10 protein-coding genes are annotated in these 13709 nt (G+C 68.9%); 2 read left to right on the forward strand and 8 right to left on the reverse strand.

The annotated features are described in order from the left end of the window. Nucleotides 1-121: 121 nt before the first annotated feature. Nucleotides 122-1510 carry a M16 family metallopeptidase gene (locus ACFYWY_RS20860; RefSeq protein WP_389188554.1) on the reverse strand — a complete coding sequence of 463 codons (1389 nt, stop codon included), beginning with the start codon at nt 1508-1510 and terminating at the stop codon, nt 122-124. Then, complete coding sequence (locus tag ACFYWY_RS20865; RefSeq protein WP_389188834.1) at nt 1507-2880, reverse strand: M16 family metallopeptidase; 1374 nt, start codon at nt 2878-2880, stop codon at nt 1507-1509. Before ACFYWY_RS20865 ends, ACFYWY_RS20860 begins: the two co-directional genes overlap by 4 nt. A gap of 158 nt (nt 2881-3038) precedes the next feature. Here ACFYWY_RS20865 and ACFYWY_RS20870 point away from each other — a divergent pair, with 158 nt between their 5' ends. Next, nucleotides 3039-5489 (forward strand): DNA topoisomerase (ATP-hydrolyzing) subunit A, encoded by a 2451-nt coding sequence (locus ACFYWY_RS20870; protein ID WP_389188557.1) that lies wholly within the window; start codon nt 3039-3041, stop codon nt 5487-5489. Here the strand turns inward: ACFYWY_RS20870 and ACFYWY_RS20875 are convergent. Then, nucleotides 5486-6532: a CobW family GTP-binding protein gene (locus ACFYWY_RS20875; protein WP_389188560.1), complete on the reverse strand. Its 1047-nt coding sequence runs from the start codon at nt 6530-6532 to the stop codon at nt 5486-5488. The genes ACFYWY_RS20870 and ACFYWY_RS20875 overlap by 4 nt on opposite strands. 138 nt (nt 6533-6670) lie before the next feature. Between ACFYWY_RS20875 and ACFYWY_RS20880 the strand changes: the two genes are divergently transcribed. Next, the gene (locus tag ACFYWY_RS20880; protein WP_389188563.1) at nt 6671-7360 is read left to right on the forward strand and encodes a DUF6082 family protein; all 690 of its coding nucleotides are present in this window, start codon (nt 6671-6673) and stop codon (nt 7358-7360) included. Nucleotides 7361-7456: 96 nt separating this feature from the next. Here ACFYWY_RS20880 and ACFYWY_RS20885 read toward each other — a convergent pair whose 3' ends face one another. The 5 genes from ACFYWY_RS20885 to ACFYWY_RS20905 form a co-directional block, all read right to left on the reverse strand. After that, entirely contained in the window at nt 7457-9058 is a 1602-nt protein-coding gene (locus ACFYWY_RS20885; protein WP_389188566.1) for an alpha-amylase family glycosyl hydrolase, read from the reverse strand. 173 nt (nt 9059-9231) lie between these two features. Continuing rightward, nucleotides 9232-10110: a carbohydrate ABC transporter permease gene (locus tag ACFYWY_RS20890; protein ID WP_389188569.1), complete on the reverse strand. Its 879-nt coding sequence runs from the start codon at nt 10108-10110 to the stop codon at nt 9232-9234. Nucleotides 10111-10126: 16 nt separating this feature from the next. Next, a complete protein-coding gene (locus ACFYWY_RS20895; RefSeq protein WP_389188572.1) occupies nt 10127-11086 on the reverse strand; it encodes a carbohydrate ABC transporter permease in 960 nt (319 codons plus the stop codon). A gap of 3 nt (nt 11087-11089) precedes the next feature. Continuing rightward, entirely contained in the window at nt 11090-12511 is a 1422-nt protein-coding gene (locus tag ACFYWY_RS20900; RefSeq protein WP_389188575.1) for an extracellular solute-binding protein, read from the reverse strand. 187 nt (nt 12512-12698) lie between these two features. Next, complete coding sequence (locus ACFYWY_RS20905) at nt 12699-13706, reverse strand: LacI family DNA-binding transcriptional regulator (RefSeq protein ID WP_389188578.1); 1008 nt, start codon at nt 13704-13706, stop codon at nt 12699-12701. Nucleotides 13707-13709: the final 3 nt, after the last annotated feature.

Raw genomic sequence — 13709 nt, forward strand, 5'->3', positions numbered from 1 at the left:
GACAGGCAACCTCTCCAACAAACCGGGCATAAGACAGAACCCCGGCATCGCTATGGAGGCCGGGGTTCCGATTGTCTGTTTTGAGTTGTTCGCCGAATATGGCCGATCGTCGTGCGGTCAATCAGCCCGTGACAACGGTCACTTCACCGATGCCCAGTGCCCTGACCGGCTCCTCGATCTGCGAGGCGTCGCCGACGAGCACCGTCACGAGCCGGTCCACCGGGAAGGCGTTGACGGCCGCGGCCGTCGCCTCCACGGTGCCGGTCTCGGCCAGCCGTACGTACAACTGCGCCTGGTAGTCGTCCGGGAGGGACTGCTCGACCTGGTCGGCGAGCGTGCCCGCGACGGACGCCGCCGTCTCGAACTTCAGCGGGGCGACGCCCACCAGGTTCTGCACGGCGACATCCCGCTCGGCGTCGGTGAGCCCCTCGGCCGCGAGCGTGCGCAGCACCTTCCAGAGGTCCTCCAGCGCCGGTCCGGTGTTGGGGGTGTCCACCGAACCGCTGATGGCGAGCATCGCGGCGCCCGACCCGTCGGGGGTGGAGCGCAGTACCTGGCCGAAGGCCCGTACGCCGTAGGTGTAGCCCTTCTCCTCGCGCAGCACGCGGTCCAGGCGGGAGGTGAGGGTGCCGCCCAGGCAGTACGCGCCGAGCACCTGCGCGGGCCAGACGCGGTCGTGCCGGTCCGCCCCGATGCGGCCGATCAGCAGCTGCGTCTGCACGGCGCCAGGCCGGTCCACGATGACCACGCGGCCCGTGTCGTCGGCCGTGATCGGCGGCACGGGACGGGGCGCGACGCTGTCGCCCTTCCAGGCGCCGAGGGTGTCGGCCAGCACCGCGTCCACGTCGACCCCCGTGAGGTCGCCGACGATCACCGCTGTGGCCGTCGCGGGCCGCACATGCGCCTCGTAGAAGCCCCGCACGGCCGCGGAGTCGATCCGGGCCACGGTCTCCTCCGTGCCCTGACGGGGGCGCGACATGCGCAGGGAGGCCGGGAAGAGCTGCTTGGAGAGCTCCTTGGCGGCCCGGCGGGCCGGATTGGCCGTCTCGTGCGGGATCTCGTCCAGACGGTTGCGTACGAGCCGCTCCACCTCGTTGTCGGCGAAGGCGGGTGCGCGCAGCGCCTCGGCGAGCAGGCCGAGTGCCTTGGGCAGCCGGGAGACCGGGACCTCCAGGGAGACGCGGACGCCGGGGTGGTCGGCATGCGAGTCGAGCGTCGCTCCGCAGCGCTCCAGCTCGGCCGCGAACTCCTCCGCGGAGTGCTTGTCGGTGCCCTCCGACAGGGCGCGCGCCATGATCGTGGCGACGCCGTCGAGGCCGTCCGGCTCGGTGTCCAGCGGTGCGTCGAGGCAGATCTCGACGGCCACCACCTGCTGGCCGGGACGGTGGCAGCGCAGCACCGTGAGTCCGTTGTCCAGCGTGCCTCGCTCGGGGGCGGGGAACGCCCAGGGCCTGGCCTCTCCAGCCGCCGGCTGCGGGTGGAACTGCATGGTCACGGCAGCGTCGCTCACTGGTCGGTCCCCTCGTGCTCGTTGGTCTCGTCGCTGTCGTCGCTGTCGTCGCCCTCGCCGTCGTCGGCCGAGATGGGCTCGTAGACCAGCACTGCCCTGTTGTCCGGGCGCAGCCGGGCCTTGGCGACCGCCTGCACCTCCTCTGCGGTGACGTCCAGCACCCGCTGCACGGCGGTCAGCGCCAGCTGCGGGTCACCGAACAGCACCGCGTACCTGCACAGTTCGTCGGCGCGGCCCGCGACCGTACCCAGCCGGTCCAGCCACTCGCGCTCCAACTGAGCCTGCGCGCGCTCCATCTCCTCGGGCGTGGGGCCGTCCGCGGCGAACCGCGCGAGCTCCTCGTCGACCGCGGCCTCGATCTGCGGCACCTCCACGCCGCCGGACGTCTTCACATCCAGCCAGCCCAGCGAGGGCGCGCCGGCCAGCCTCAGCAGGCCGAAGCCGGCCGCGACAGCCGTCTGGTCACGGCGCACCAGACGATTGTGCAGCCGGGACGACTCACCGCCGCCGAGGACGGTCAGCGCCAGATCGGCTGCGTCGCACTCGCGCGTGCCGTCGTGCGGCAGCCGGTAGGCCGCCATCAGCGCCCGCGCCGGGACCTCCTCGACGATCTCCTCGCGCAGCTGCTCGCCGATGACCTCCGCGAGCGAGCCGTCGCGCGGCGGCTGCTTGCCGTCGTGGGTCGGGATGGTGCCGAAGTACTTCTCGATCCAGGCGAGCGTCTGCTCCGGGTCGATGTCGCCGACGACGGACAGCACGGCGTTGTTCGGCGCGTAGTACGTACGGAAGAAGGCACGGGCGTCCTCGAGGGTCGCCGCATCCAGGTCGGCCATCGAGCCGATCGGCGTGTGGTGGTACGGGTGGCCCTCGGGGTAGGCGAGGGCGGTCAGCTTCTCGAAAGCCGTGCCGTACGGAACGTTGTCGTACCGCTGGCGGCGCTCGTTCTTGACGACGTCGCGCTGGTTCTCCATCGACTCGTCGTCGAGCGCGGCGAGCAGCGAGCCCATCCGGTCGGCTTCCAGCCACAGCGCCAGCTCCAGCTGGTGTGTGGGCATCGTCTCGAAATAGTTGGTGCGCTCGAAGCTGGTGGTGCCGTTCAGCGAGCCACCGGCGCCCTGCACCAGCTCGAAGTGGCCGTTCCCCTTCACCTGGCCCGAGCCCTGGAACATCAGGTGCTCGAAGAGGTGGGCGAGGCCGGTGCGGCCCTTGACCTCGTGGCGTGAGCCGACGTCGTACCAGAGGCAGACAGCGGCGACCGGGGTCAGGTGGTCCTCGGAGAGCACCACGCGCAGGCCGTTGGCCAGCCGGTGCTCAGTCGCTGTCAGGCCGCCGGAACCGGCCTGCGCTGTGGCCGTGTGACCCATGGGCATGTACGTCCCTTCGATCGCGATATGGAGAAGTCCTGCCACTGTATGCAAGCGCGCTGACACCTGGCGAAGTTCCGGGTCGCGGTCGGCGCTGTCAGTGGGACGGTCCACAATGGTCGGCGTCAGTTCCAGACCTGGTACGCGAAGGAGCAGCAGCCGCGATGGCCCGCCGCAGCACGAAGACCCCGCCGCCGGACGATTTCGAGGAGAGAATCCTCGACATTGACGTGGTGGACGAAATGCAGGGCTCCTTCCTCGAGTACGCGTACTCGGTGATCTACTCCCGGGCCCTGCCGGACGCACGTGACGGCATGAAGCCTGTGCATCGCCGGATCGTGTACCAGATGAACGAGATGGGCCTGCGCCCCGACCGGGGCTATGTGAAGTGCGCCCGTGTCGTCGGCGAGGTCATGGGCAAGTTGCACCCGCACGGCGACGCGTCGATCTACGACGCCCTGGTGCGGATGGCGCAGCCGTTCTCGATGCGCCTGCCGCTGGTCGACGGGCACGGCAACTTCGGCTCGCTCGGCAATGACGACCCGCCGGCCGCCATGCGGTACACCGAGTGCCGGATGGCCGACGCGACGTCACTGATGACCGAGTCGATCGACGAGGACACCGTCGATTTCCAGTCGAACTACGACGGCCAGGAGCGCGAGCCCGTCGCTCTTCCCGCCGCCTACCCGAATCTGCTGGTCAACGGCGCGTCCGGGATCGCGGTCGGTATGGCGACGAACATGCCGCCGCACAATCTGGGCGAGGTCATCGCCGCCGCCCGCCATCTGATCAAGCACCCGGGTGCGGACCTCGAGACGCTGATGCGCCTCGTCCCCGGGCCCGACCTGCCGACCGGCGGCCGGATCGTGGGCCTGACCGGCATCAAGGACGCGTACGAATCGGGGCGCGGCACCTTCAAGATCCGCGCGACGGTCTCCGTGGAGGACGTCACGGCGCGCCGCAAGGGCCTGGTCGTCACCGAACTGCCCTTCACCGTCGGCCCGGAGAAGGTGATCGCCAAGATCAAGGACCTGGTCTCTTCGAAGAAGCTCCAGGGCATCGCGGACGTCAAGGACCTCACCGACCGCTCGCACGGTCTGCGTCTGGTCATCGAGGTCAAGAACGGCTTCATTCCGGAGGCCGTGCTGGAGCAGCTCTACAAGCTGACGCCGATGGAGGAGTCCTTCGGCATCAACAATGTGGCGCTGGTGGACGGGCAGCCGCTCACGCTGGGGCTCAAGGAACTGCTCGAGGTCTACCTCGACCACCGCTTCGAAGTCGTGCGCCGGCGCAGCGAGTTCCGGCGGACCAAGCGGCGCGACCGGCTGCATCTGGTCGAGGGCCTGCTCGTCGCGCTGATCGACATCGACGAGGTCATCCGCCTCATCCGCTCGAGTGAGAACTCCGCGCAGGCCAAGCAGCGGCTGATCGAGCGCTTCTCACTCAGCGACATCCAGACCCAGTACATCCTGGACACCCCGCTGCGCCGGCTGACCAAGTTCGACCGCATCGAGCTGGAGAGCGAGCGCGACCGGCTGAACGGCGAGATCGACGAGCTGACCGGGATCCTGGACTCGGACGCCGAGCTGCGCAAGCTGGTCTCGGGCGAACTGGCCTCGGTGGCGAAGAAGTTCGGCACCGACCGGCGCACCGTCCTGCTGGAGTCGGCGAGCACGCCGCTCGCCGCGGCGGCGCTCGAGGTCGCGGACGACCCGTGCCGGGTGCTGATGTCCTCGACGGGTCTGCTGGCCCGTACCGCCACCGGCGAGCCGCCGGTGGACGAGGGCGGCAGGCGCGCCAAGCACGATGTGATCGTCTCCGCGGTGCCCGCGACGCAGCGCGGCGACGTGGGCGCGGTGACGTCGGCCGGGCGGCTGCTGCGGATCTCGGTGATCGATCTGCCGCAGCTGCCGGACACCGCTTCGGCGCCCAACCTCTCGGGCGGGGCGCCGGTCTCGGAGTTCCTGTCACTGGAGGCGGACGAGCGGATCGTCTGCCTCACCACGCTCGACGAGTCCTCGCCGGGCCTGGCGCTCGGCACCCTGCAGGGTGTCGTCAAGCGTGTGGTGCCCGACTACCCCGCGAACAAGGACGAGCTGGAGGTCATCGGCCTCAGGGACGGCGACCGGGTCGTCGGCGGTGCCGAGCTGCGTACGGGCGAGGAGGACCTGGTCTTCATCACCTCCGACGCGCAGCTGCTGCGCTACCCGGCCTCGCAGGTGCGGCCGCAGGGCCGGGCGGCGGGCGGCATGGCCGGTATCAAGCTGACGGACGGCGCCGAGGTGATCTCGTTCACGGCGGTGGACCCCGCCGGGGACGCGGTGGTGTTCACGGTCGCCGGCTCGCACGGCACGCTGGACGACTCGGTGATGACCGCGAAGCTGACGCCCTTCGACCAGTACCCACGCAAGGGGCGGGCCACGGGCGGGGTGCGCTGCCAGCGGTTCCTCAAGGGCGAGGACGTGCTCGTCCTGGCCTGGGCGGGCGCGGCTCCGGCGCGGGCTGCACAGAAGAGCGGCGCACCGGCCGAGCTGCCGGAGACCGACCCGCGCCGCGACGGCTCGGGCACACCGCTGACGTCGCCGGTGGCGGTACTGGCGGGGCCTGTCGGCTAGCCCGCAGCCTCTTCTTCCTGTACGAACCGCAGGACGCCCCACATGCTGTGCTCATCGGGGGCGTCCTGCGGCCGGGTCACCCGGGCGGCGTCGAGTTCCTTGAGCAGTGCTCCGGTGTCGACGCCGGAGCCGATCAGGACCAGCTGGGTCGCCCGCTGCGCGCCGTCTGGCCAGGGCTCCGGGTAGAACCGGAGAAACCGGCCGACGGCGTGGACGGCGTACCGGTTGCGAGGGTCGGGCGCGCCGAAGTCGACAAATCCCTTGATGCGGTAGAGGCCATCGGGCCGTGAGTCGAGAAAGTCCAGCAGCCTGCGCGGGTGGAGGGGCTCGGCCGAACTGAACGACACCGTCTCGTAAGCGGTGTGCAGATGGCCGTCGTGACCGTCGTGATCTCGGTCGTCGTCGTGGAGATCCTCGAACGACAGCTGCCCCACGCGCTCGGTCCGGGGGCGGCACTCGAAGAGCAGTTCCGGGTCAATCCGCCCGTACATCGCCGGCATCACGGCGGCTCCCCCGGCGAGAGGTGCAACCGTCTCCCGCAACCGTCGGCCGACGGCCTCACCGATACGGTCCGCCTTGTTCAGCACGATCAGATCGGCGATACCGAGATGCCGGTCGATCTCGGGGTGCCGCTCCCGCGTCGCTTCGAACTCGGGCGCGTCTACGACCTGGACGAGTCCGCCGTAAACGATGCGCTCGTTCTCGCTGGCCAGAAGCATACGAACGAGTTCCTGCGGTTCGGCGAGTCCGCTGGCCTCGATGACGATCACATCGAGGCGAGCGGCGGGCCGGGTGAGCTTGTCGAGGAAGACGTCCAGCTCGCTCGCGTCGACCGCGCAGCACAGACACCCGTTGCCGAGGGACACCGTGGAGTCGCCCAGCTGACCGGCCACGGTCATGGCGTCGATCTCGATGGACCCGAAGTCATTGACGATCGCACCGATCCGGGTCCCACGACTCGCGCGCAGCAGATGGTTGAGCAAGGTCGTCTTGCCGGATCCCAGAAAGCCCGCGAGTACGACGACGGGAATGGGGTTCCTCACCAAAGATTTCACCTTTTCACGCAGAGTTTGAGCTGCTCAAGGATACGTGTGTGCGCCCCCAGGTCGGCCGGGTTTCCCGCTCTGCGGCACGGGTACGGTGCTACCCAGCGCATCGGCCGGGGGCGGGGGAAACACGGCATGGAGCGGTTACAGCTGATGCGGCGGGCCTGTGTCTGGGGCGGCTTGTCACTCCTCGTCATCGCTCTCGTATGCGCTGCATCCGTGCTGGTCAGCGGCTGGCTCATAGACGCTGTCGAACGGTCCAGCGGAGGGGCTCAGGCAGCCGCAGACCGGAGCCGGGTCGGCGACTACTTCGGAGCAGCCAGTGCCGTCTTCTCCGGAATGGCTCTCCTCATCTTGGTAGTGACGCTCTTCCTTCAGCAGCAGGAGTTGCGACTACAGCGCCACGAACTCGCCGAGCAGCGCGAGGAACTGGCCAGTTCGCGTATTGAACTGCACAGGAGCGCTGAGTCCCACATGCGCGGACTGCACGTGCAGCTTTCCAGGATGGCCATGGAGGACCCTTCCCTGGCTGATGTCTGGAATGCCTTCCCCGCGTCGCCCCCCGTCGTCAGCCGCCAGCACCTGTTCGCCAATCTGACGTTCGGCCACTTTCTGCTCGCCTATAGATGGGGGACCTACTCCGAAGCAGAGCTCCGGGCGCATGCACGGGACCTCGCGAACAGCGCACCCTTCCTCCGCTATTGGGACGCATCACGCGACGCAAAGCGAGCCCTGCCCCCTGAGAGCGACGAACGGCGCCTCGCTGAGATCTTTGACTCCGTCATCGTGGAGATGGCCACGGGCACACCACCGGGCCACAGCTGACTCTGGCGAGGGCCGACGCCTGTCGACACCGGCCCCCAAGAACGGGTCAGGAGCGGTACGCCTCCACCTCACCGAACTGTGCCGTCGGCCGCGGCGTCAGCTCCGTAGCCAGGCCGCCGTGTCCCGCGGAAGACGGCCCTCGTCGTCCAGGGGACCGCTCGTCAGCAGGACGCTGGTGTGGCCGGGGAGTTCCGCGGGTTCCCCGACAAGATTGACCACGCAGATCAGGCCGTCGGTGCGGATGAAGGCCAGGACCCCTTGCGCGGACCTCAGCCAGCGCAGCGGTCCGTCGCCGAAGCCGGGCTCGACGCGGCGGATGCGCAGGGCCCGCCGGTAGAGGGTCAGCATCGAGGTGGGATCCGCGGCCTGGCGGTCGGCGGCGTACGAGGCCCAGTCGCCGGGCTGCGGCAGCCAAGGCTCCGTGTCCGAGCCGAAGCCGTAATGCGGCGCGTCCGCGGCCCACGGCAGTGGCACCCGGCAGCCGTCGCGCCCGGGGTCCACGCCCTGGGAGCGGAAGTGCATCGGGTCGTGGATGCGGTCCAGCGGTATGTCCGCCTCGGGCAGTCCGAGTTCCTCGCCCTGGAACAGATAGACGCTGCCGGGCAGGGCGAGCGAGAGCAGGGCCGCCGCCCGGGCGCGCCGGGTCCCGACGGCCAGGTCAGTGGGGGTGCCGAAGCGCTTCTTCGCGAAGTCGAAGCCGGTGTCGTCCCGCCCGTAGCGGGTGACCGTGCGTGTCACGTCGTGGTTGCAGAGCACCCAGGTCGCGGGGGCCCCGACGGGGGCGTGGTACGCGAGCGTCGTGTCGATGGAGGCGTGCAGCTCCGCGGCGTCCCAAGAGCGGGCCAGGAAGTCGAAGTTGAAGGCGGTGTGCAGCTCGTCGGGGCGCAGGTAGCGGGAGAACCGGTCCGGGTCGGGCACCCACAGCTCGCCGATGAGCACCCCGCCGTACTCGTCGGCGACGGCCCGCCAGGCACGGTAGATGTCGTGCAGCTCGTCGCGGTCGACGTAGGGGGTCGTGTCGCCCTCGTCGGCGTCCGGCAGGGCCGGGTCCTTGGCGCACAGGGCCGCCGAGTCGATCCGTACACCCGCCGCGCCGCGCTCGAACCAGAAGCGCAGCACGTCCTCGTGCTCCCGGCGTACGACCGGGTGGTCCCAGTTGAGGTCGGGCTGCTCCGGCGTGAACAGGTGCAGGTACCACTCGCCGTCGGGGACCCGGGTCCAGGTCTCCCCCGCGAACTGCGACGGCCAGTTGTTGGGCGGCAGTTCACCCCTCTCACCGCGCCCCGGACGGAAGTGGAACAGCTCGCGCTCGGGGCTGCCGGGTCCCGCCGCGAGGGCCGCCCTGAACCACGCATGCTGGTGCGAGATGTGGTTCGGGACGATGTCGACGATGGTGCGGATGCCCAGCTCGCGAGCCTCGCCGATGAGCTTCTCGGCCTCGGCGAGGGTGCCGAAGGCCGGGTCGACAGCGCGGTAGTCGGCCACGTCGTAGCCGCCGTCCGCCATCGGCGACAGGTACCACGGGTTGAACCAGATCGCGTCGATGCCCAGTTCGGCAAGGTGGGGCAGCCGGGCTCGCACCCCGGCGAGATCGCCGGTGCCGTCGCCGTCGCCGTCGGCGAAGCTCCGTACGTACACCTGGTAGATGGCGGCGCTGCGCCACCAGTCGTCCGCTTGATCCGAATGAGGGGCTGCCACGTGACGGTCCTTTCGGGCAGGGTGGGGACTCCGCCGCCGGCCCGGACAGCGGGGCGCCGGAGAGAGGCCGGCGGCGGAGGCGTGAGGCACGAGCGGTGCGACGGGCCGTTGGGCGGGACCCTTGCGAAGACCGGTCCTTGGAGGCCGGTCCTTGGAGGCCGGTCCTCGGTGCGTCAGCCCTTGAGGCCGCCCGCGGTGAGACCGCTCATGATGCTGCGCTGGAAGGTCAGGAAGATCAGCAGCGTCGGCACGGACGCGATGGCGAGCGCGGCGATCAGCACGTTCTCGGGCACGCCGTTCGAGAGGGAGTAGATGCCGACGTTGAGTGTCTGTTTGCCCGGATCGGGCAGGGTGAGCATCGGCCAGAGGAAGTCCTTCCAGACGCCGACGACCGCGAAGATGGAGACGACGCCCAGGATCGGCCGGGAGATCGGCAGCACCACGGACCACAGGGTCCGCATCCGGGACGCCCCGTCGATGGCGGCGGCATCGAGGAGCTCGCGCGGGATCGAGTCGAAGAACCGCTTCAGCAGGAAGATGTTGAAGGCGTTGGTGACGGACGGAAGCCAGATCGCCCAGGGCGAGTTGAGCAGATTGCGCTCCACGATCGGCACGTCGAGCACGGTCAGATACTGCGGCACGACCAGGACGGTGGCCGGAATCATCAGCGTGACCAGCATCATGGCGAGGATAGCCTTGCCGAACACCGGCCGCAGCCTGGAGAGCGAGTAGGCCGCGGCGACGTCGAGAACCAGTTGGAAGGCGAGCGCCCCGAACGCGTAGTAGAGCGTGTTGAACAGCAGCCGGGACAGGTCCATCACGTCCCAGGCCCGGGAGTAGTTCTCCGGGTGAACCGTTTCGGGCACGAAGGTCGGCGGTGACTGGACGATCTCCTGGGTGGTCTTGAGCCCGCCGGAGACCATCCAGTAGAGCGGGCCGAGGAAGACCAGCGTGAAGAGGCCGACGACCAGGGCGAAGACGACCCAGTAGAGCAACTTCCCGCGCGGTCTGGCTAGTTGGGCCGGTGAGATGAGTGTGCGTGTGCTGCTCATGTCCGTCTCCCCCGTCCTACTCGTCCTCGCTGCCGCGGCTGAGCCGTACGTACGCCGCGGAAAACCCCGCGAGCAGTACGAGCAGGACCAGGCCGAGCGCGGCCGCGCTGCCGTAGTCGTTGAAGTTGAAGGCGTACTGGTAGATGAGGTAGACCACGGTCGTCGTGGAGCCCTCCGGGCCTGCGCCGCCCGCGAGCAGGAACGGCTCGGTGAAGACCTGCATCGTCGCGATGATCTGCATCAGCAGCATCAGCGAGAGGATCAGCCGGGTCTGCGGGATGGTGACGTACCAGATCTTGCGCAGCACTCCCGCGCCGTCGAGCTCCGCCGCCTCGTAGAGCTCCCCCGGTATGCCCTGGAGTGCGGCGAGGTAGATCAGCGTCGCGCCGCCCATGTTCATCCAGGTGGCGGCGATGACGACGGAGAGCATGGCGGTGTCGGGGTCCTGGAGCCACTGCTGCTGCGGGAGGTGCAGCAGTTCCAGGATCCGGTTGAAAAGCCCGTATCCGGGGTCGTACAGATACTTGAAGAGCAGTACGGACGCGACCGGCGGGAGCATCACCGGCAGATAGACCAGCAGCCGCAAGTAGCCCTGGGCGTGCCGGAATTCGTTGAGGACCAGCGCCACGACGAACGGGACGGCGAAGCCGAGGAGCAGCGCGAGACCGGTGAACAGCAGCGTGTTGCGCCAGGCCTGCCAGAAGGCCGGGTCGTTGAAGACGGTGGTGAGGTTGGACCAGCCGGCCCAGGTGGTCCGTCCGTCCTCGGTCTTCTGGAAGGCCAGGATGAACTCCCTGACCATCGGATACCAGGAGAAGAACGAGAAGCAGAGCACGGCGCCGATCAGAAAGCCGTGCGCCGACAGATTGTGGCGCAGGGCTCGTACGAACGCCTCCCTCGATGCGTTCGTACGGAGCCCGGCACCCTGCCCTGGGGACGGTGCGGCCTTGCGCGGTGAGAGCGTGGGGGCCGACATCTGCTACTGGTTCGCCAGGATCTGGTCGACCTGCGTCTCCGCGGTGGAGAGCAGCCCCGCCACGTCCGCGTTCTTGTTGGTCAGGACTGCCGACATCACGTTGTCCAGGACCTTGTAGATCTCCTGGGCCTTGGGCGGCTCGGCCTTGCCCTTGACGGGGTTGTCCATGAAGGCCTTGAAGTTCTCGACCGGCATGGTGGCGCTGGCGGCGCGCGCCGCGTCGTCCTTGGTCTTGCTGGCGTTCAGCCAGAAGTTCGGCTGCGGGACACCGACGGGCAGACCGTCCGCCTTGGCGCGGGCCCAGTCGAACTGACCCTTGCCCACGGTGAGGTTCTTGAAGTTGAGCCAGGCGACGGCGGCCTTGATCTTGTCCGGGGACATCCCCTTCTTGATCATGTAGTTGTTGCCGCCGAAGAGGGTGTTCTTCTCGCCCGGGATCGGCCCCATGCCGAAGTTCTCGTACTTGGCGCCGAGTTGCTGGACCATGTACGCGATGTCGTCGGGCGCGGCGAGGAACATCCCGAGCTTGTCGCTGGCGATCTGCTTCTGCAGATCGCCCCACTTGAGCAGCTGGGTCTTGCCCATGCTGTCGTCCTGCCAGCGCATGGCGTGGAGGTTCTCGGCGACCTGCTTGCCCAGGTCGTTGTTGAAGGCGGCCTTCTTGCCGCTCGCGTCGACGATGTCGCCGCCGAGTCCGTACATGGTGGCGGTGAAGTGCCAGCCGCCGGTGTTTCCGGCGCTGTACTCGCCGTAGCCCGCGATTCCCTTGCCGAGTCCGGCGATCTTCTTGGCGGCCGCGCGGACCTCTTCCCAGGTCTTCGGCGGGTTGTCGGGGTCGAGTCCGGCCCGCTCGAAGAGCTTGCGGTTGATCAGCAGACCCATGGTGTAGTTGCTGGTGGGGAGGCCGTAGAGCTTGCCGTCCTGCTTGAGGGAGTTCATGACGTCGGGGTCGATGTCCGCCAAAGCGGGGACGGTCTTGGCGGTCACGTACGCGGAGATGTCCTCGGTGCCCGCGTTGTCCAGCACCTGCTGAAGATCGGTGAAGTACGTGTAGAACACGTCGGGCTGGGACTTGGCCTTGAGCATCGCGGTGAAGCGCGGCGGCTCAAGACACTGGCCGGGCGTCGAACGCCCCTCGATCTTGATGTTCGGGTACGTCTTGTTGAACGCCTTGACGTCCTCGTTCCACTCCTTGAGCTCCGCGGCCTTGGCGGCCGGAGGCATGCAGTCGATCGTGAGGGTCAGCTTGGTCTTCGGGTCCAGCGGCGCTGACGGGTCGGACGAACCACCGCCGGAGCCCTCGTCGTTGTTGCCGCTGCTGCTCGTGCCGCAGGCGGCCAGGGCGGAGAGGGCGAGCGCGGAGACGAGGGCGGTCGCGGTGCTACGACCGACACGGCGAGTACGACGGAACCAAGCACTTGTCATCGGTGGTCCCCCTCGGGCAAGAGCGTGGACGACCCGCGGCTGACACGCAGCGGGGGCGCGGCACACTCAACCACCGGCGACAGGAGACCGCAATATCTCGCGCTGATTTCGTAAATGCTTGACAGTCAGTTGCACGCCGGAGGGCGACAGCCAGCGCGGGGGCCGGGCGCCTGGGCCGGACGCGCGGCTAGCGCGGAGCCTGGGCCGTGGAGCCGCGCACCACCAGCTCCGGCTCGAAGAGCAGCTCGCCGGGCGGCACTTCGCCACCCTGGATCTGTGCGCAGAGCAGCTCCACCGCGGCCCGCCCCATCGCCTCGATGGGCTGGCGCACGGTGGTCAGCGGCGGCTCGGTGCAGTTCATGAAGGCGGAGTCGTCATAACCGACGACCGACACCTCGCCGGGGACGGACAGACCCCGCCGGCGTGCGGCCCGTACCGCTCCGAGAGCGAGCGGATCGCTGGCGCAAATGATCCCGGTGACACCCCGGTCGAGCAGTCGCGCGGTCGCCGCCTGCCCGCCTTCCAGCGAGAACATAGAGCGCTCGATGCGCTCGTCGGGCAGCTCACGGCCGGCAGACTTCGCGGCCGCGTGGGCCGCCGCGAGCTTGCGGCGGGACGGCACATGGTCGGGCGGGCCGAGGACCAGACCGATGCGTTCATGGCCGAGCGAGACCAGGTGCCGCCAGGCCTGCTCCACTGCCACGGCGTCGTCGCAGGCGATGCAGGGGAAGTCGAGATTCTCGATGGAGGCGTTGATCAGCACCACCGGAATCTTGCGTCCGGCAAGCAGCCTGTAGTGGTCGTGCGGGGCGTCCGCCTGGGCGAAGAGCCCTCCCGCGAACACGACGCCGGACACCTGCTGCTGGAGCAGCAGCTCGACATAGTCCGCCTCCGAGACACCGCCCTTGGTCTGGGTGCAGAGCACGGGGGTCAACCCCTGCTGCGCCAGCGCCCCGCCGATCACCTCGGCGAACGCCGGGAAAATCGGATTCTGCAACTCCGGAAGGACCAGACCGACCAGTCGCGCCCGCTCGCCGCGCAGCTGGGTCGGGCGCTCGTACCCAAGGACGTCCAGCGCTGTCAGCACGGACTGCCGGGTGGCCTCGGAGACCCCCGGCTTGCCGTTGAGCACCCGGCTGACCGTGGCCTCGCTGACCCCAACCTTCTTCGCCACCTGAGCAAGTCGTCGCGTCATGCA

Source organism: Streptomyces sp. NPDC002870 (assembly GCF_042888505.1).
GTDB lineage: Bacteria > Actinomycetota > Actinomycetes > Streptomycetales > Streptomycetaceae > Streptomyces.

Excerpts from the sequence above, each read along its gene's own strand:
- ACFYWY_RS20865 (WP_389188834.1), bottom strand. The coding sequence starts at position 2,880 with ATGCCCATGGGTCACACGGCCACAGCGCAGGCCGGTTCCGGCGGCCTG.
- ACFYWY_RS20870 (WP_389188557.1), top strand. The coding sequence starts at position 3,039 with ATGGCCCGCCGCAGCACGAAGACCCCGCCGCCGGACGATTTCGAGGAG.
- ACFYWY_RS20880 (WP_389188563.1), top strand. The coding sequence starts at position 6,671 with ATGGAGCGGTTACAGCTGATGCGGCGGGCCTGTGTCTGGGGCGGCTTG.
- ACFYWY_RS20890 (WP_389188569.1), bottom strand. The coding sequence starts at position 10,110 with ATGAGCAGCACACGCACACTCATCTCACCGGCCCAACTAGCCAGACCG.
- ACFYWY_RS20895 (WP_389188572.1), bottom strand. The coding sequence starts at position 11,086 with ATGTCGGCCCCCACGCTCTCACCGCGCAAGGCCGCACCGTCCCCAGGG.
- ACFYWY_RS20900 (WP_389188575.1), bottom strand. The coding sequence starts at position 12,511 with ATGACAAGTGCTTGGTTCCGTCGTACTCGCCGTGTCGGTCGTAGCACC.
- ACFYWY_RS20905 (WP_389188578.1), bottom strand. The coding sequence starts at position 13,706 with ATGACGCGACGACTTGCTCAGGTGGCGAAGAAGGTTGGGGTCAGCGAG.